This is a genomic window from Methanobrevibacter arboriphilus JCM 13429 = DSM 1125 (assembly GCF_002072215.1).
In the GTDB taxonomy this organism is placed as follows: domain Archaea; phylum Methanobacteriota; class Methanobacteria; order Methanobacteriales; family Methanobacteriaceae; genus Methanobinarius; species Methanobinarius arboriphilicus.
Map to the genome: position 1 here is coordinate 236600 of NZ_JXMW01000001.1, position 19729 is coordinate 256328.

At 23.0% G+C, this 19729-nt stretch carries 19 protein-coding genes and 1 tRNA gene; 8 read left to right on the forward strand and 12 right to left on the reverse strand.

Features of this window, described 5'->3' with window-relative positions; all coding sequences use genetic code 11:
• Positions 1 to 37 precede the first annotated feature (37 nt).
• The 3 genes from MBBAR_RS01090 to MBBAR_RS01100 all read right to left on the reverse strand — a co-directional run bounded on the left by MBBAR_RS01090 (position 38) and on the right by MBBAR_RS01100 (position 4977).
• Positions 38 to 2956, reverse strand: coding sequence for a hypothetical protein (locus MBBAR_RS01090; RefSeq protein ID WP_080459430.1), 2919 nt, complete (start codon positions 2954 to 2956; stop codon positions 38 to 40).
• A gap of 868 nt (positions 2957 to 3824) precedes the next feature.
• Positions 3825 to 4214, reverse strand: coding sequence for a hypothetical protein (locus tag MBBAR_RS01095; RefSeq protein WP_080459431.1), 390 nt, complete (start codon positions 4212 to 4214; stop codon positions 3825 to 3827).
• Positions 4215 to 4701: 487 nt separating this feature from the next.
• Positions 4702 to 4977, reverse strand: a complete 276-nt coding sequence (locus MBBAR_RS01100; RefSeq protein WP_054834648.1) for a winged helix-turn-helix domain-containing protein — start codon at positions 4975 to 4977, stop codon at positions 4702 to 4704.
• 157 nt (positions 4978 to 5134) lie between these two features.
• Here MBBAR_RS01100 and MBBAR_RS01105 point away from each other — a divergent pair, with 157 nt between their 5' ends.
• A complete protein-coding gene (locus MBBAR_RS01105) occupies positions 5135 to 5497 on the forward strand; it encodes a hypothetical protein (RefSeq protein ID WP_080459432.1) in 363 nt (120 codons plus the stop codon).
• Between the two features lie 1205 nt (positions 5498 to 6702).
• Here the strand turns inward: MBBAR_RS01105 and MBBAR_RS01110 are convergent.
• The 5 genes from MBBAR_RS01110 to MBBAR_RS01130 form a co-directional block, all read right to left on the reverse strand.
• Positions 6703 to 8604: a hypothetical protein gene (locus MBBAR_RS01110; protein WP_080459433.1), complete on the reverse strand. Its 1902-nt coding sequence runs from the start codon at positions 8602 to 8604 to the stop codon at positions 6703 to 6705.
• Positions 8601 to 8813, reverse strand: a complete 213-nt coding sequence (locus MBBAR_RS01115) for a hypothetical protein (RefSeq protein ID WP_080459434.1) — start codon at positions 8811 to 8813, stop codon at positions 8601 to 8603. The genes MBBAR_RS01110 and MBBAR_RS01115 overlap by 4 nt, the downstream gene beginning before the upstream one ends.
• Before the next feature lie 440 nt (positions 8814 to 9253).
• Complete coding sequence (locus MBBAR_RS01120) at positions 9254 to 9682, reverse strand: helix-turn-helix domain-containing protein (RefSeq protein WP_080459435.1); 429 nt, start codon at positions 9680 to 9682, stop codon at positions 9254 to 9256.
• Positions 9683 to 9752: 70 nt separating this feature from the next.
• Entirely contained in the window at positions 9753 to 10271 is a 519-nt protein-coding gene (locus MBBAR_RS01125; protein ID WP_080459436.1) for a hypothetical protein, read from the reverse strand.
• A 242-nt stretch (positions 10272 to 10513) separates the two neighbouring features.
• Positions 10514 to 11674, reverse strand: a complete 1161-nt coding sequence (locus tag MBBAR_RS01130) for a tyrosine-type recombinase/integrase (protein WP_080459437.1) — start codon at positions 11672 to 11674, stop codon at positions 10514 to 10516.
• A gap of 247 nt (positions 11675 to 11921) precedes the next feature.
• Here MBBAR_RS01130 and MBBAR_RS01135 point away from each other — a divergent pair, with 247 nt between their 5' ends.
• From MBBAR_RS01135 to MBBAR_RS01145, 3 genes are all read left to right on the forward strand, one after another.
• On the forward strand, positions 11922 to 13604 hold the full coding sequence (locus MBBAR_RS01135; RefSeq protein ID WP_080459438.1) for a Card1-like endonuclease domain-containing protein: 1683 nt from the start codon (positions 11922 to 11924) through the stop codon (positions 13602 to 13604).
• Positions 13605 to 13833: 229 nt separating this feature from the next.
• Positions 13834 to 13908: transfer RNA gene (locus tag MBBAR_RS01140), tRNA-Arg, on the forward strand.
• Positions 13909 to 14230: 322 nt separating this feature from the next.
• Positions 14231 to 14452 carry a hypothetical protein gene (locus MBBAR_RS01145; RefSeq protein ID WP_080459439.1) on the forward strand — a complete coding sequence of 74 codons (222 nt, stop codon included), beginning with the start codon at positions 14231 to 14233 and terminating at the stop codon, positions 14450 to 14452.
• A 255-nt stretch (positions 14453 to 14707) separates the two neighbouring features.
• Here MBBAR_RS01145 and MBBAR_RS01150 read toward each other — a convergent pair whose 3' ends face one another.
• The 4 genes from MBBAR_RS01150 to MBBAR_RS01165 form a co-directional block, all read right to left on the reverse strand.
• On the reverse strand, positions 14708 to 15424 hold the full coding sequence (locus tag MBBAR_RS01150) for a hypothetical protein (RefSeq protein WP_080459440.1): 717 nt from the start codon (positions 15422 to 15424) through the stop codon (positions 14708 to 14710).
• 286 nt (positions 15425 to 15710) lie between these two features.
• Complete coding sequence (locus tag MBBAR_RS01155; protein ID WP_080459441.1) at positions 15711 to 16157, reverse strand: hypothetical protein; 447 nt, start codon at positions 16155 to 16157, stop codon at positions 15711 to 15713.
• A gap of 256 nt (positions 16158 to 16413) precedes the next feature.
• Positions 16414 to 17115 carry a hypothetical protein gene (locus MBBAR_RS01160; RefSeq protein WP_080459442.1) on the reverse strand — a complete coding sequence of 234 codons (702 nt, stop codon included), beginning with the start codon at positions 17113 to 17115 and terminating at the stop codon, positions 16414 to 16416.
• Positions 17116 to 17587: 472 nt separating this feature from the next.
• The gene (locus MBBAR_RS01165; protein WP_158082489.1) at positions 17588 to 17845 is read right to left on the reverse strand and encodes a winged helix DNA-binding protein; all 258 of its coding nucleotides are present in this window, start codon (positions 17843 to 17845) and stop codon (positions 17588 to 17590) included.
• Between the two features lie 165 nt (positions 17846 to 18010).
• Between MBBAR_RS01165 and MBBAR_RS01170 the strand changes: the two genes are divergently transcribed.
• From MBBAR_RS01170 to MBBAR_RS01185, 4 genes are read left to right on the forward strand one after another with little or no spacing between them, the layout of a single operon-like run.
• Positions 18011 to 18343 (forward strand): hypothetical protein, encoded by a 333-nt coding sequence (locus MBBAR_RS01170; protein ID WP_080459444.1) that lies wholly within the window; start codon positions 18011 to 18013, stop codon positions 18341 to 18343.
• A 41-nt stretch (positions 18344 to 18384) separates the two neighbouring features.
• Positions 18385 to 18699, forward strand: a complete 315-nt coding sequence (locus MBBAR_RS01175) for a hypothetical protein (RefSeq protein ID WP_080459445.1) — start codon at positions 18385 to 18387, stop codon at positions 18697 to 18699.
• A gap of 10 nt (positions 18700 to 18709) precedes the next feature.
• Positions 18710 to 19177, forward strand: a complete 468-nt coding sequence (locus MBBAR_RS10150) for a hypothetical protein (RefSeq protein ID WP_158082490.1) — start codon at positions 18710 to 18712, stop codon at positions 19175 to 19177.
• A gap of 22 nt (positions 19178 to 19199) precedes the next feature.
• Positions 19200 to 19721, forward strand: coding sequence for a hypothetical protein (locus MBBAR_RS01185; protein ID WP_080459447.1), 522 nt, complete (start codon positions 19200 to 19202; stop codon positions 19719 to 19721).
• Positions 19722 to 19729 lie beyond the last annotated feature (8 nt).

Here is a 19729-nt window from a genome sequence, read left to right on the forward strand (position 1 = left end):
TTTATTTTATTAACTTTTCTATTGTTTATTCTTTGATTTAAAATAAAGGAATATGTTCTATATCATCATTCCAGAAATTATAACGATTTTTTAAAAATTTATCAATTGCTTCTATGTTTGGGGTTGGTTGCCTACATTCTAAATCAAAAACTTGTAATGAAGTAATCATTACAAAATTCATGTGAAAAATAAATTTATCTAAAGTAAATTCAGATAAAGAAATTTGTTTAGATGATTCTTTTTCATTTTCAGACCTTACAATTTCTAATTTTAAGTCATACCAAAAACCAGGGTCTGTTCCTAAAGGAGCAGGGTCTTTTTTTACCAATTCATTTGCACGATAATTAAGTGCAATATTATTAATTATTAAAAGAATATGCCAGTCTTTCCACCCCATTTTTCTTAATTCTCCAAGAACTTTTCTTGTAAACTTAGGGTTTTTTGTTAGTCTTTTAATTGTAAATTCAATTCCTTTTTTAGCTCGATTATATCTATTTTTGATAGCTTCTTCAGAAATTTTTTTAGTATATGTAGGTCCAATTCCATCAGGCCATTTTAATTCTTCATGCTCAAAGGAACTGTTAAATTTTTTATTAGAGTAGGGTAATTTGCTAAATATAACTTCTTTATTCAAATCAGATTCAGGAAATAAACTATTGTATATTTTGTAATATGATCCCCCAAAAATCAATTTAGTCGCTAAACCCTTATTAAATGTAATTTTTATCATTTCATTAAGACCTTTTTGATTTAGAAGTGAGACATCTTGGAGAATTTCCAATAAAAATTCTAAAATCTTATTTTCAAAATCAGACATTTTTATTTTGTCAGTTGGAGGAAGTAATAATTCCCATTGACTATTCTTGTTTGAAGGTTTTCTATTAAAGATTATTTCATCTGATTGACTATTTGATGAGATTTCAATTTCTACATTAGTTTCAATTAGACATAAATCCTGTTTTAGGATATCTATTAGAAATATTTGTAAGGATGAAATAAATTGTTCACTTAAAATGTTTAAATTATAATCATTTTTCCAATTGATATTCCATTTAATGCCAAAAGTCTTAAAAACAATATTTCTAGAAATTCCACAGTCTGAAAATGGCATACCCATAATTGATTTTTCAAGATTAGGCCAAATATCATCTAAATTATCTGAAAAGTTTGATTCTATTTCCTGTAAAATCAAATCAGTCATCTCATTAATAGGATATTTATCTTCCATTTCAGAAACATATTCCTTTATCTCTTTATTGCTAAAGTTTTTTACAAACCATATTAATATACTTAGATGGTAATAGCTTCTATCCACTAAATCATTATCCTGATCTGTTCCATCAGAAAACATATTGTAATATTCAATGGATAGTAAAAATTCATCTAAGAAACCATACCAATACCCAATAGCATAGTCATGGTTAGCTAGTAAAAATAAACCATTGTGAATGAATTTTTTTACACTATCTTTATTAGAATTCAATGCAATGAATACAGTGATCATAGCGTAATATTTAGCTGCATGATAAAGTCCTAGTTCAGCATACCAATGAGATATTAATCTTGTAGTTAACAAAGACCCATAAAGTGTTTCATCAGAAAACCATTTCATTTTTGTATTATGGAGGCTATTTATTGCTTTAACAATATTTCTACGTTCGTAAAATCTCATTGCTCTATCTCTATTATTTTCTGCAACTTGGAATCCTCCAACTTTTTCTCCAACTAAAATATCAGTCCGTTCTATTAAATAATCATATTGTGAATGATTTTCAATTATTGGTGCAAAAAAATTAATTCTATCTGAAAAAGTCTCTATAGGGAATAGGGGAACATTTTCAACATTTTCTATTAACTCAATCCAAGATTTCATAACAATTTCAACAGTGACATCAATATCATTTAGAAAAGGATTTAAATGTTGATATCCTCGTAATTCTAACAATGACAATCTTTTGGCTCCAAAATTACTAGATTCAATATCTTTTTCAACAATACTGATGAGTTTTCCATGCCAATTGTTTAAAATATTTTTATCTATTTCAATTATATTTCTATGTTCTGCTTCAGCACAATATTGAAGTAAAACAACCCTATCTTCAAGTTCATTATAATTATCAACCTCCTCCAAATCATTGAAATATTCATTTATCAACGAAGATAAGCCCATTAAAGTATCTTTACCTCTTAAATTAGCTATGATATATTCATATATAGCTTGATTTTTCAATTTTTGTGGAAAATCATTTTCAAAAAAATATTTTATTTTATCCATCCAAAAGTTAATATCTTGTTTATATTCTTCATTAAAATAAGAGTTTCTAAGAGTATTTTTTATTTCAACAAAATCAGCATAATTGAAAGGATCAGATTCTTTCCATTTATTAAAAATATTATTATATTCATCATCATTAATTTTAGGATACAACTCAGAGGGAATGTTTAAAAATTCATTCGCTATCCAAAAAATATCTTTCTCTGCTAATAATTCAGAAATAGCATTGATATCTAGGACTTCTAATTCTAAAGAATAATCTTCTCTGATAAATTTTTGTAGCTCATGTGTCTTTGAAATTGGAATAGCTTCAGTTGTGAAAAAGTAAACTATTTCAACATTATCTCCTTGGCTCACAATTTTTTTAATATCATTTTTTATTTTTGTTGGTATACCTCCTTTTTGAGTTGTACAAGCACCAACAATTTTTTTATCAGATTTTAATTTGAAGAAAGAAGAATCTTTTAAGGAGGTTTCTTTAATATATGTAGAAAAAGATTCAAAATCTCTTCCTTGATCTCCTCCACTAGTAACTGGACCTGTTGCGGGTAATATATTACTACATATTCTTGATCTTGTCAGATGTCTGCATATATCTTCAAATTTATGATGTTCATTGTTTGAAGAAAGTTGAGCTAAATGAAATTTTATTTGGTTTGTTATTTCTAAATTTCCTGCCATAAAATCACCATGATGTAATTAATTCATTTAGAATTTTTCATAATCTCACTTTTTTGTAGGCTTTAGAGTAGTTTTCAACATATTTTTTTCATTAGCTAATGAAAACCTATTTTAAAGTTCATATATGAATTTTTAGAAATTTTTCTTGAAAACAGATAACTAATTATACTATGATTAATACTTGCCAAAATGTACATTATTCTTATTCTTTGCTGTATTTTAAAACTTCTTTTCCTAAAACCCTGTTAATTGATAAATTCTTTGTTTAACTTCATAATAAATATAATAATTATTTTAATTTTTATATAAATTATTCTATATATTTTAGGAGTTTTTTCCTTTTATCCTGTTAATTTGATAAAATTCCATTGTTTAAATTCATCATTTAATAATTATTCTATACATTTATATGTATTTTTTATTATTATAATTTTCTATATTAATCATACAGCAATAAATACCAATAAATTAATAATTTATTAAAAAATAATATTTTTAGTTAATAGTTATTTAAATTCAAGATAAAACATTAATCATTAAAATATTTTATAATATACTAAATCCTAAAATATAAATTAAATTATCCTACTTTTAAAAATAATTATACTTTTTGGTTATTAAAACTTAATTTTATATATGCTCTAAAATTTCTTTCCAAGATTTGTTAATTTATATAAGCTACTAATTTATAGTAAATAATTAAAAGTTATCTTAAAAAATACGAAATAATTTCAACTAAAAGGAAACTTAAATAATTCCTTGTATATTCAAAATCGTACACGAAAGGTATATTAAAGTAAGTAATATGCCTCCAATAAATAAATAAACTCCGTGATCAATATTTTTACCTTTATTTTCTAAAATTTTATTACTTTTTTTTAAATTCTTTTTTATAATGTTCTATTAATAAAAATTTTAGTTCTTTTTTGTCATTTTTACATTCATATAATTCACTTTTTTCAGTATCAGGAATATAATTATAATCACTAGTTGAAAAAGCCTTTAGAAAGAAAATTATAGAAAGGGCATATAGAATTAGTGGCAATATATACAAAATAAAATGAAAAATAGACCAATTACTAAAATAATTATTCTGACTTAATAAAGGTAATCCTCCTTGAAATGTTAAAATGATTCCTGCAACTGCCAAAAGATTACTTGCTTTACCTTCTAATATCCCTAATCTATTATATTCATTATAAAAATCTTCTTTTAGTAATTCATATAAAAAATTATCATCATCATGAGTATTTGACATCAAATATCTCCTTCTTTGAATAATTCAAAAGTAATGCTTATTGGATTAATTTATTCAAAACTTCTTTCATTTCAATTATTATATATAAATTCCTTGTTAAATTCATTATTAAATATTAATTCTATACAATTATCAGTATTTTTTATTATTATAATTTTCTATATTAATCATACAATAATAAAGCTAAAATGAATAATCTATTAAAAAAAATTAAAAACAACGAATCAAATAACAATCATAAATAACACTTTAACATGATAAAATAAAACAAAGAATATAGAATACTGCCTATTTAATAAACCATTACTTCAAAAATCTTAATACCATATAAAGTTCTTATAGTTTTACTAGTTTAAATATAGATAACTTAGAAGAATTATATAAAAATTTAGTAATTTATATTAAGATTTTCAATAATATTTTTTTTAATTAAGTGTGTTTTAATACTTCTTTTCCAAGTTCTTTAATTTTATATAATCTTCCTTGATTATATGTTATTTTTTAATATTTCGAGAGCTTCAAATCCTTTAGAGGTTAATTTATATAATCTACCCTTTTTAACATCATCATCTAAAACTTCAACCATTTCATGCTCTCTAAGTTCTTTTAATGCTCTACTTGTTTCTCGCATTGGAATTTTAAGAGATTTGGAAATATCTGTTGGAGTTTTAAACTTATTATTTATATCTGAAATAACTAAAATTCTATATTTTCCAGCTTTAAGAAAACTTATTTCTTTATAAAACTCTTTTTTAATATCCATATATATGTATTAAAATATTTTATAATAAAGTTTTAAATGTGAAATAATATTTTTTAATCTTTTTTACACAACATTTATATTCCATTTTATATTATATTAATATAGATTAAAAAATCTACAAAAAAGTTTATAAAAAATTTATATGAGGTAAAATTTTATGGAGAAAAATAAAAAAATTATTATAGGAGTTATAATAGCTGTTGTTGCTGTTGTTGTAGTATTTAGTGTAATATCAAGTATGATGCCGATGACAATAGATGAAGAACATGATTTAAATAATAAAGAAATGTTTTTAAATGCAGAACATCTTTATACAATAGCTGAACCAAGTGAATTAGATGAACAAGGTGTAAAAATATATGTAAGTAACTATTTAAAAGAAGTAAATAAAGAACTAGGTACAAATTATGCCGTTTATGAAATTGATGAAACAAATAACTATTGGACAGCAGTAGTCAAAAATTTCGGCTTATTTATAATTAGTAAAGAGACTGGTGAAATAAAATACATACTATACTAAAAAAAAAAGAAAATAATTAAACAAAAACCAATTGAAGGAACTTAATTAAAAAAAAATAATTCCTTCAATCACTATTTTTCAATATTATATTTTCAATAATATTTCATAGATTAAAACTTAAACATTCTTATTTTCAATGAATAATAATTTCTAAATTCTTAAAAAAGGGGTTACCGTTTCATCAAAAATAACCTAATAACAACCAGTTATAAGCAATATTATTTTTTTACCAGCATAACAGCTCTTAAAAACTAGTAAAACAGCTATGAAAGATGCTATGGAGCGTTATAACTCTGCTAAGTTGCCATATGTTGACGGTTTACTATAGATAAAACGGGACATAAAGGTTCAACTTGCACTATAGTATATATTATTTTCTAATAAACTCCTTAAAATATATATTTACTATACCTTATAACTATTAAATAGTTAAATAATCGATTGAAAAAGTTTAAAAGATTTTAATTAGTTTAAATCCTATGAAAATAAATTTAATAGAAGAATTTTATATCTTAAATTATAATTTTAATAAAATATACTAAATAAAATTTATAATAATAGAATTATCCTTAAAAAATAGACTAATATTAGCTATATAATAAGTTTTTTGGGAAGTATTGACTATGGTTTATTGAAAAAACTTTTATAATAGTAATTTAGGTATTAGATTATAATATTTTTCAACTAATATTATTATATAATTATTATATAGTAACTAATATAATTTTAAGAAGCATATTAGACTAATTATTATATTAAATAGAATATTATTTAGAGATTTTCTTCAACGGATTAATTAATGAGAATATTTAATTTTATAATATTTATCGAATTTCCATGAAAAAATAATTTAATTTTAAAATAAAAAATTTTTAAAAAAATATTATAATTTTTTTAGTTAAAAAAGAGCAGATTTTAATAAATACGATAAATCTAGATAATATATTATGAAAAAAAGAATAAAAAATTATAAATTAATTATTTGAAAGATTTATAATAATTAAAAAGTAATATGAGAATAAAATAGGCTCATTATTGAAAAATTCTTCATCGTGTTTAATGAATAGAAAAATAAAGAATAAATATTTATCATATTTATCGAATTTACGTATAATCTATCTAAAAGTTAGAAAAAAATTTTTTAAAAAAATAATTAATAAAAAAAATAGATGAGAAAAGGGGAAATTAGATAAATTAGATAAATATTATATTAATATATCCTCATCATATTTTTCCTCATTATTATCTTTTGGTTCATTATTATCCTTTATATCATTACTACCTTTTTCAAGAACATCTTTATAAACTGAAATAGTTGAAGGATTCCCCTCATCATTTGTAATAGCTATTTTACCTTGAGTAAAACCTTTGCCCAACATGGTTTTTTTAATATCATGATTACTAGGACGAGAATATTTAGAATCTATTTTTCCTTTATCAAAATAATCCATTAAAAGAAATCTAATCTTATCATTAACTTCAGAAACAGAAATATCCCTGCACTTTCCAGAGAAAAATTCATCACTATTAGGTACTTTGAAAAACTTATCAATAACCCAATTTAAAGGATCAGACCTCAAATCCCATTCATCCAACATAGTTTTTCTAGATTCTTCAGAAAACAAATTATTCCTATTATCATAAAAAAGATTAATGGACTTATATATTAGTTTGGCTAAGCCTTTATCATATTTTCCATTATTTATATTATGCTGTAAAGTATCATCTTTTTTATCTTCAGATACTTTATTTTCAGCTTTTATCAATATTAATCGTCTTTTATAACCACTACCCTCAACACGAGGCAAAGTATTCGTACTTCCAAATAACTTAGGAGTATTATATTGATTTAATGGTAATCTTCCATTTTCTCCTTTAACTTCTATTTGAATACCATTACCACTGACAAAAGTATTTAGCTTACCAATATTTTTCCAAGATTCGGTTTGAAGATCGTCATCGATATTTATATCTACATCTATTGCAGGATACAATGAAAATCTATCATTTTTAATAATATCAGGTATAGGAACCTCAGAATAACTAAAAATCCTTTTTAAAATAGTTAATAAAGTACTTTTACCAGTACCTGGCGGTCCGAGAAATATAGTGAAAATTTGAGGATAATTAATAGGCATACAAACATTACCAACACACTTATAAAAATTATCAATATTTTCCTCAAAACCAAGGCTTTCAGATTTTAATATATCATTTACAATATTTTCAATCTTATTTTCTTCATCATCTTCAAAAGAAGGATTCCATTCAAAAGGAAATACTCTTTTTGGCACAGCATTTACATTAAATTCGCCATCATTAAAAATATAATCCTCATCATTTAATTTTAATGTTCCATTTGTAAATTCTAATAAAGTATAATCTTTCTCTATGCTTCTTGTAATAAACTTTAAAACACTGGCACAAATACTTTTACTAATTTTATTTGAACCAAATGCTTTATTACAATAATCTGTTATTTCTTTAATAGAAATATTTTTTATTTGCTCTTTACCTTTTGAATTTTTAATCTTAGCATAATACTTCAAGGTAGAATGATCAACATATAACTTTGCATATTGTTCTATTGAATCTACTAATAATTTTGTATTAGGCTGACCATCATTTTCAAGAATATTATAAATTTTACCATCAACAAATTTTTTAATATATTTTCCTTCATTAATATTTTTTATTTCTTTAGCAATATTTATTATATCATCAACAATATCATTGGGAAATAACTCCCTAAGTTTTTTAGTTTTAGTTAATTCCTTATTATTTTTTTTAAATATAGGTTTAATTAGAGATATTATTTTATTTCCATTCTCTTTTGCTTTTATAGAGCTCTCAATAATATAAATTATCTCATTATGGTATAATTTTTTATGACATAAGTAATTCACCAAACCAATAGCTTGTTCTTCTTTAAAACAATTCTTCTCTAGTATTTTTATTAATTTAATAAAAAGTCGCTCTTTATCTATTTTAGCTTTTTCTTCTTGTTCAAATAATTCTTTTCTTTTAGCATCAATTTCAGATTTAGTAGCTAAAACTACTTTCAAACTAGAATTATTATTTATAAAAAGGGTTTCATTTTTATTCATAAAAATCCTCCTCTAAATAATTGAAAAATATTTATATTACAAGAAAGATAGTTATAATAGAGGATATTGAAAATTGTAGGTTCTGTAGGTAGCATTACTAACACTTTAATATCCTCATTATCACTTTTACAAGTCTCACATCTTTTATATTCATTATTTACTCTTTTTAAAATACTTAAATTATTTTCAATCTTCTTTTTTAGTGTCATTTTGATCACCATTATAATTTTTCAAATTTAATTAATTACATTCTAAACTTTGGTGATATAGCGCTAAAATCACAAATAATAATTTGAACTAGAGTATATATAGACGTTAGAAAAGTACCCTAAAAACAAAAATATATACCTAACTTTTACACAAAAAATTAAAAAAAATATAATTGAGGATGACTCATAATTACAAATTCAATGAACAAAAGTCTAAATTTAGAAATATTTTTGAACAAAATATTATATAATAAAATTTTTTAAAAATTATTCATTTTAGTATATATACTAATTGAACAAAAATAATTGTGAGTCGACCTCTAATTCTAATAAAAAATAATAAAAAAAGAAATAAACAACTAAAAAATAATAAAAAAGAAAAAAACCACTTAAAAACAAATTTTATAAAACAATGAAAAAAATAAAGGTTAAAGAAACAATTATTCAATGTATTTTAATTTTTTCATAATATAAGTTCTAACATGCTTTTCACAAAAATCCACATCAAATTCATCCTTTATTAATTTTTTAACATCTTTAACAGACATATTATGAGATATTAAATCTTTCAATATCTTTAAATCATCATAAGAAAGATTAGGTTTGGGGCCACCAAAGTTACCAACATCAAATAAAACATTAAAATTTTCAGTATTAGAGTTATTCCATATTTTTTGCCAAATATAACCAGTTCCTCTAGAAACTCCTGCTTTTTTTGATGCTTCAGCAATTGAATATCCTTTAGACCTATATTTTATAAAATAAGCTCTTTTAATAACTTTTTTAAAATAAGCATTATTATAAAAGATTAAATCCAACTTTTTAATCGAAGTCTGATCTTCTTTAAATCCAATTTTTTCTCTAACCATAACAATAAATTAGTATTTTATAGTATAAAAGTTAGGTACATAATATTATAATAATATTCTATTAACTATTCTACTTTCCATAATTAACTGATTTTTTAGTGTTAAAATGAATAAAAACATCCCCCCTTTCTTCATCATAATAAACTTTACAATTTCCAGTTCTATAATCTAATTTTCTTGCAATATTAATAGGCACTATAAGTCTACCTTTTGTTATACTACCATTAGGACCCTTATCCAAAGTAATTTTACTAGAACTCTTCTTATATCCTTCTAATATACTTAAAAATTCTTCATCTGGATTTTCATAATATTCTTTTAGAATTTCCCAATTTGAATTTTTATTGTTTTCCTCACATCTATTTTCAAGCTCTTTATGTGTTAAAGAAAGTAATTTTTCACTATAAATTTCCATAATATGAAATGGATTATATCTTATAACTGTTTTAAAATACTTATCATCTTGAAAAATCATTTCTTTCATATAAAACCCAAAATATTTACTAGGCCCTCCTAAATAATCTTTACCTTCTTTATCTAAATGCCAAGTTCTAATAATTTTTTCTCTAAAAACATTACAATCTTCCATACTAAAATCCCCCTATATTAAATTATATAATCAATGATAATATTTGTAAAAAAAAAATTTAACTAAACAAATTTTCGATTCAAAAATAAAATCTAAGTATTATATTGAGAAAAAAAATAATTCTCAATACATCTAACTAAAATGTTTCTAAATTCTAATATTTAAGCTTTCTTTTCTAAAAATAAGCTATTAAAATAAATACAAAGGAATTATAATATTATATATTGAAAAATTAAAGATTCTTAGCTAACTTTATTTAATATATCCTCTATCTTATTTTCATTAATTCCTTGCTCACTTAATACATTTCTCAACTTATCATATTTTAATTTTTCATAGCTTAACTCATCTTCTAAATCTAAGTATTCTTTAGACTTAATATCATTTATTTTAGTCTTATTAGTACTTAAATGAGGTATTAACTGACAATAAAATTCTTTCATTACGCTTTTTCTTATTTCTTCATATGCTATTTCTAATCTTGTAACAGCATGACCTGATAAAACTTTAGATTTTTTATAATCACTAGTATAATGTTTTACTGTTGAAATAAAGAATTTCCTCAATGCATGCGCATGGAAAAATCTTTTACCTTCATCATTACGGTAGAACCATCTATCATTAATTTCGCTGAATAGCCAAATTACACCATGTTGAGTTAAAGCTTTTTTATACTGAGACAGGAATAAAGGTTCATTTTCTTTTATATTATCTCTGGTTTTTAGGTATTTTATTATGTATTCGGTTGCTTCTGGTGTGTTGAATGTCATGCAGATATTATTAGTTTTTTTAGTTTTAATGGGTATAAAATCCCAACAAGGAATAACATTCTTATAATTTCCATCTAGTAAATCCTCTATACTATCTCCGTTATGATAGTCAATAGTAGCATTAGTAAAATCAGACACTTTAAAGTTTCTCATATCGCTACTTCTTACTCCTGATGAAGCCATTAGTAATAGTATGGCTTTATTCCTTACTGAAGTATTATCAACAGCCAACCTAATATCTTCTAGATTAGGTATATCTCCTTCCCTAATAATCTTAGGAGGAATATTAATCTCAATCGGACGAGGCAAAGTTATATTATATTCACGATAAAAAGCTCTCAGACAACCCAATTTATAATTAATAGTAGAATCAATAATATTCTTCTTCAATAAAGATTCATAATAATTATAAAGATAAGAAGTAATTTTCCTATCATCAATATCCCTAATACGAGGCACATTATTAACTAAGTATGGTTGTTCTTCTTCTTTAGCTTCAACAATAAGTTCAGATGGAGTTTTACCCGTAATCTCATACACTTCAGTTAAAGTCTTTATATAATGATGCTCCCTAGATTCAGATAAGTTCTTTCTAAGAAACATCTGCTTAAGTTTAATATCATTCGAAATCATAATATTATATTCATTTTCATCATATAAAAACTTACAAAAAGTCTTAAAATTCCTAAAAGTGAATAAAAAATTAGCAGATTAGAAATTTATATAAAATTAAAACCTTGAAAGAAATAATATAAAAATTAGTTAACATTTCGTTATAGGTAAATATAAACAAATTAATATTATAATAAGCTAAATATTAACTATTAAAACTAAACATAATATGGGAGGTATTTCTATTTATGAAGTATATGATGATATAATGGAAAAATTAAAGGAAAGGGGATGTATAGAAATAACTCAGACAGAAAATGGAAAACTTATAGATGATTTTATTATAGAAGAGGAGGTAAGCAAAAAATTTTTCACTTTTTTAGTTGAAAATAACCTTAATAGATATTTATTTGGACTTATATTGAGAACAAAATCAATGAATATTGATAATATTCCTTTTTTCTATAAATATTTAAACAAAGATACTCTTAAAAACAAAATAAAGGAAAGTTGTATTAAAAAAATAGAGTGTTTTAATTGTAATCATTTACTTTTTAGAGAACATATCGATGATATTGGATTTGATGAAGAGGACATCACTTGTCCAAAATGTGGAGCTATCATTGAATTTAATTTCGATACTTTGAAAGATGATTTTGATATAAATAGAAATGACCTTATAAAATTCCTAGAAAAATTAGAAAATATAGGGGTTTTCAAAAAAGATTTAAAATTTTATTGTAATAAATGCAAAAATACTCAAGAATATTCTGAAAACAAAGATTTAATCTGCAAATGTGGACATCAACGAGAAATTAAATATTATTACTCATCTAATTATGAATTTTTAAACAATGAGGGACATTGGTTTGAATGGTATGTATATACTATTTGTGAAGATATTTACGAAAGTGTGGAACATAATATCCATATAAGACATGAAAAAGATGGGAAAAAAGTTGAAAACGAGTTAGATGTTGTTTGTTTTGAAAACGAAACATTGATAGCTTTTGAGTGTAAAGATTATCTATCTAAAATTAAAACAGATGATTTATCAAGTATTCCTCAATTTTCTCATCTAATAGATGATATATATGTTGTAAGTTCAACAACAAAGATTAAAAATAATGAAAGAGACATTATTAATGAACTTTCTAATAAAGAAATTAAATATATTGAAGGAACTATTTTAGAACAAAAATTTTTCAGTCCTAAGAATGTTATAAGTCTTATCAATGAAAAAGAGTACATTAAAGCAACAAATATTTATACAAAACTTTCAAAAGAAAATAAAAAATCTTTGGTTGATACTATATTTTCTGAAATTAAAAATAATGAAAATATTGACTTTTTTAATTCACTTATTTTAATAATTGAAAGAGAAAAACATATCAACTCCATTTTTAAAAATACAAGACCAAAATTGGACTCTGTGATACAATTTGCAATTGATAATTTAAAAAATAATAAAAATGTAGGTGTTTCATATATATTCTTTGGTAACTTATTCAGGTATTATTCTAAGGAGTGCATAATAAAAGAAGAAAGGTTGAACATTTTAATCAATTGTGGTACTAATCATCTTAATCCACGTTCATTTAGTAACTATAATAATAGAAGACCATTCTTTAGACTTATTACAAATTTATTTAAAGAAGAATTTAACACTGATTTATTAACCTATGAAACATCAAAAAAATTTTTGCTAAAATTAATTCCCATGTTAGATGTATATTATTCCACTAATTCAAGAGCAGATGTTTTAAATATTTTTAAGAAACTTTGGAATTGTGTCGATGAAAATATAGAAAATAACTTAATATCAAAAACTTTTTCTGTATATAATAAGAGCAATCTTGGAACAAAAAATGTTATTAACAATTTTCTTACAGATAGTGAAATCTCTTTTTCGGAAGAAAATAAAGAAAAAATTGAAGATTTTTTCAATTGATATCTCATCATATGAAAATGAGCTTAAAATTTTATAAAAAATAGTTTGTTAAAACAGTGCATTTATCTTTAACAAGTTGTAGAAATTATTTGTATCCTAAAATAAGGTAAAAATAATTTAAAAGTCGTTAAAATGTCCTAATCCGTAGATCGAGGGTTCAAATCCCTCCCGGCCCGTTAACCACATTTTATTTTAAAAAATACTAATTTTTACATAATATACAATATAAGGGCTTGTGGCCTAGTCTGGATAAGGCGAACGACTCCTAATCGTTAGATCGCGAGTTCAAATCTCGCCAAGTCCGTTAACTATAATTTAATAGGAAGAGATTAGATTAAACACTGAATAAAATACTAATTTTCAAAATACTTAAATTATTCTCATAAAAGCTATTAATAAAAATACTAGTTTTAAAGTAGCTATTAATTTAAATTGAAGGAGTTATAAGTATAAGATATTGAGGTGAGAATTAAAAAATAGCTACTTGAAAAGTAAATTAAAGTATATTAAATTAAAATAATAAAAAAGAGAAAAAAAAGATAAAAATAAATAAATTTATCCTAAAAAGTTTAAATTTTTATTTTTTTCTGTATATTATTCCTAAGCTAGCTAAAATCACTAAAACAATGGTAATTATTGGTATTCCAGTTGGCTTCATCGCTGCTTTCACTGAATTATCACTAGTAGTAGTATTAGTGTTTTTATGTGAGTTTGTATTAATTGGTTTTGGAGTAGGTGGTTTTGGTGGTATAGGTTCTATAATTAGAGTTACAGTTCCAGTTGTATTGCTTGGTAGATATTCGTCATCACCTTCAAATGAAACATTAAAATCTAATATAATATTCTAAATACTGTTATTTATATTTATCGATTTAAAATACCCTAAAAAATAAAACAAAACTCATAAAAAATGTACTTTTAAAAACAAAAAACAAAAAAATATAAAAACAACGAAAATAAGCTAAATCCAACCTCAAAAAATAAGAAAAAATCTAGCACCCTAAATATATAATTAATGAAATAAATTATAAAAAATGAAAAGTGATTAGATTTTAAATTATAGCCAATGAAAAAAAGAAAAAATTATAATATTATTTATCAAGCTAATTTATTTTTATAACTGAAATAAAATCATCACTGAATGCCTTAATAGATATCATATCATATAAACGAAGTTGAGAATAGTAATTTTTATTGTCAATTTCTAAATTAATGAGTTTATTATCTTCAAGAACTTCAAATATGCCTTCATCGAAATCAATACAAATAATATAATTTTCTGCTTCTTTTAAAAAGCAAAGATTATTACTATTAAAACTATCTGAATTATTTTTATATATCTCATTTTTGAGTAACATAGCCTTAATTTTTTTATCTGCTATTACTTTATCCCCCACAAAAGCATTTATAAGAGAATCTATTATTTCTTCATCGTTATCTTCTTTTATACTTTTTATTAGATTATTTTCTTCGGCATATTTGATTAAATAATTAATAATATAATTAGTTTCTCTAATCATCAAATTATGTAATTCTTCAGTCAGTTTTTGTTTAAAATTTTGTTTTATTTTAAATTTAAGACCTTCACGTCTAGGTTTACCTACAGTAAGTGTTTCATTCATTTTTTCAATAGTGATATAAGAAGGACCTTCTGCCATTTTTTCATGCATTTTGAAAGGAATTATTTTTCTAATGCAATATTTTTGATTTAAATATTCTATTAGCTCTTTAGAGATTTCAGATTCTAATTCTTCGCTGAAATTAGTTTCATTTTTCATTATTTTTGATGTGATATTTTCCAATATATCTTCATTTACCATATATAAATCTCCTAATAAATCACATAGGTAACTATTAAATGATAATAAATTTTTTAAACATTCAAATATTTTTTTTTAACAATTTTCCTTTTTTTATGTTAATCAATGATGCCATTCTTTACTCAAATTATCTATTTAAGGATGAAAATAATTTTTTAGCCTTAAATCAAATATTTTCTAAAACTTCTTTTCCAAGTTCTGTTATTTTACTTAGCAAAATTTTTTTCGAAAGATTTTCTTTAATTGTAATTATGCAATTTAATATCGTTATAAAATTCCAATTAAATTATTTTACATTATCTTTAATAATAATTCCCTCTTTAGATGCTTCAATTTCAGTTAAAGGACCTTGATATTCAAATTCACCATCATCACTTTTAATTTTCACTTTCACTGTACTGTTTTTGTCAGATGGAAAAGCTTTAATTATGAGAGCAACTATAACAGGAATAGCTATTTCTTTTATAAATATCAATCCCAAATCTATAATTTGCTGCTCAGAAAATCCCATTTTAACTCTTTTATCTTCATTCATTGTCCAAGAATTTACATCACCTAGTTTGTTGATACCAGCATTCAAAAAATCAATACACCAAGTATATTCATCTTCAGATGTGTCAGGTACGAATATAATATCTGCATTGTCAAAATTTTCCTTTGATTTTTCAGTTAAATCAAAATCTTTAATATATTCCTCAAGATCATTTATATTTTTTATTTCCTCAGATTTCATTCAATAACTCCCTATAATTTTTTATTTAATTTTAGATATAATATAGTAAATTAATACATATTATACAATAAGCAATCATTTAATCAATATATTTTAAAACTTCTTTTCCTTTTCTATTAATTGATTTATAGTAATTGTTATTTATGTTATACTTTTAACTATCTCATGAAAACTAATATTATTGAATATATTTTAAAACTTCTTTTCCTTTCTCTGTCAATTATAAATTTTTTGTTTAAATTTTATTTATTAAGAATTATAAAAAGAAATATGAAACTAATGCTACTATAACTCCTCCAATAAAAGTTCCAACAATGAGAAGTATTAGTTCACCCATATGTTGTTTAATCTTAGAATACCATGAATTTTTTTCATTATATTTCAATAAATAAATTTTACTTTTGTTGAATTTCCCTGGAAAAGAAAATATGAAAAATATACCCAATAAAAAAACTAACAAGAATACAACACCCAATAATAAAATATCAAAATTATTAATAAGATCTATTCCAAATCTTAAAATCGGGTAAAATAATAATGTCCCAAAAATGAATATAAAATAAGTAGATTGGAACATATTTCTAAATTTTTTTACTCTTAAACTTAATATTTCATCTAATTTTGCCATAATCCCTCTTATCATCTCATTATTGGAATAAAAAGTAGAAATTTTTGAATTATAAGTGTCTATATTTATATTTAAAGAAGCATAATCATTATTATTTAATAAATATTTTGCATCTAAATCTAAATCATATACTACTTCAATACCCTCTTTTTTAATTTCTTTTAGTGCTATATTAATATCATCTTCATTAGTTATTTCATAATCCTCAAATTTTAATTTATATTCTTTAAAATTTTTGTTTATTATTTCAATAATATTTACTAAATCTTCATAATATAAATATATACAACCATACTCAATTTTATAATATTTATCTTTAATTTTTTTCAATAAATCCCCTCAATTATAATTAATTTTTTAAAGGTTCTTTTATTTTTTTATCTATTAATTCAATAAATTCCTTGTTAAATTCATTATTAAATATTAATTCTATACAATTATCAGTATTTTTTATTATTATAATTTTCTATATTAATCATACAACAATAAAGCTAAAATGAATAATCTATTAAAAAAATTAAAGAAGCAATGAATCAAAGAAGAACTATAATAACAATTTAACATGATAAAATAAAACAAGAAATAGATAATACTATCAGTTTAATAAACCATTACTTTAAAAATCTTAATAGCATATAAAGTTCTAGTCGTTTTACTAGTTTAAATATAGATAACTTAGGAGAATTATAAGAATTTAGTAATTTATATTAATATTTTAAATGCTATTTTTTTATTTAAATGTGTTTTAAAACTTCTTTTCCAATTTTGTTATTTTATAATTAATTTGCTGTTATATATTCTTCTATTTATTGAAATAATTAACTATTTCTTTCCCTTTTTCGCTAATTTCATATAATTTTTGCCTTTTATTTGAAGGGTTAGGATTATTAAGTAATCCTTTTTCAGTTAGTTCTCTTAATAATGCTCCCATATGATTAACCCTAATTCCAACCTCATCAGTTATATCCGAAGCAAAAACTAATTTTTCTTGTTTATCTAATATTTCTAAAACTTTCAACCGATTTTTTCCTGATTTTACATAAGCAATCAAGTTTGCCATTTCTTCATCCATAATAGTAATTAAATAAAATAATCTTATAGAATTTTAGACATAATTTATACTAATTAAGACAATTTACATACAAATTTATAAATACTATTAAAAATAATTTATAATTATATTTTACAAAAAAGTTTATAAAAAATTTATATGAGGTAAAATTTTATGGAGAAAAATAAAAAAATTATTATAGGAGTTATAATAGCTGTTGTTGCGGTTTTAGCAATTGGTATAGTTATTATTAATTATATTACTGAATTAAACAATGAGGCTGAAATGGAGGCATTGAATAATGATCCTGAAGCTAAAACTCAATTATTTTTAGCGCAAAGTGATGTTAATAATGATAATTTAATAGATCGTTCCGAATTAATAACTTATTTCAATTCTAGTAGTGACCCTGAAAGTATAGCAGATAAATTCTTATCATATGATTCAAACAATGATGATGCATTAAATAAAAATGAATTATTCAATTATATGTCCAATACTACATAAAAAAAGGTTTTAAAAAATTAAGAAAAAAGAGGTACAAATTTATGAAGAAAAATAAAAAAATTATTTTAGGAGTTATAATAATAGTTGTTGCTGTTGTTGGTGTTGGTGTGTTAATTAGTGCTTTGAGTGCTCCAGATAGTATTGAAATGGATGGTCAAACTTGGCAAGTTGGAGATGTGGTTCATACTGAAAAAGGTGATGAGGGTTCCCAAGGTATGGTTATTGTTAGTATAAATAATGAGGATAATTCTTTTTTAAGTGAAAGTCCAGATGGTAAATATAAAGCTAAATGGGATACAACAACAGGACTATGTCAATGGCTTGTTAAAAATGGAGAAATTAACCCATACGCATGAGTTGAAAAAATTGAAAAAAATATACATACCACTAATAGCTATTTTACTAATAGTAGGACTAATTGGCGGTATTATAATAGGAAATATACTCTTCCACCCACAAAATACTAATAATAATATTAATGAAATAAGCAACAATAATAATACTATTAAAAATATTAGTTCCAATCCCACATGGCACAAAATAGGAACATATAACGGTATTAGTGATGATAGCATACAAATCAACACTAAAGGAAGTAAAATAAAAATTGTTTCAACTGCTATGCCTATTAAAAACTATGCTGATAATTCTCTAACAACCATACTCAATCAAGGAAGTAGAACCGTTGATATGTCGCAAATGTCATGGAATAGTAAAAGTGCAGTAGCAACAAAAACAAAAACTATAGAAGTTTCAAATTCAGGTAACTTTGAAATTGAAGTTTCAACTTATGAACTAGAATGGTGGAATATAGAAGTATACGAATACTATTAAAAAAAAAGGAGGTTGAAAATTTATGGAAAAGAAAAAGAAAGTCATAATTGTTATTATAGTAGCAATTATTGCTGTTGTTAGTGTTGGGAGTTATTTTGCTTATGAAATATACATGGACTCAAAATACGATGAAGCATATAAATTAAGAAGTAACTATGCTGTAAATTCTTTTAACTATCTAAATGAAAGTAATGTTGATATGAATAACACAGCCCTATTCTATCAAAACACAACTGATTATTTTGACAATATATTTTACTCATTAGACCTAGCTATTGAATCATCACAAAAAGCTATAAATTACTCAGAAGAAATGAAAAGAACCGCTACAACACAAGTTGAAAAAGAATACGCAGAAGCACAAATAAAAGAATACAACAACCAACTAAAATGGTTTAAAGAAATAAAAAACCAATGCACCATATGGGAAAACGATTTAACATATCAAGCTGACAATAACAAACTATTAACACTAAAAAAAGAATATGAAAACTCCGCAAATTCAAGACATGAAATATTATTAAAAAACATTTCATTTTCATAAAGTTAAAA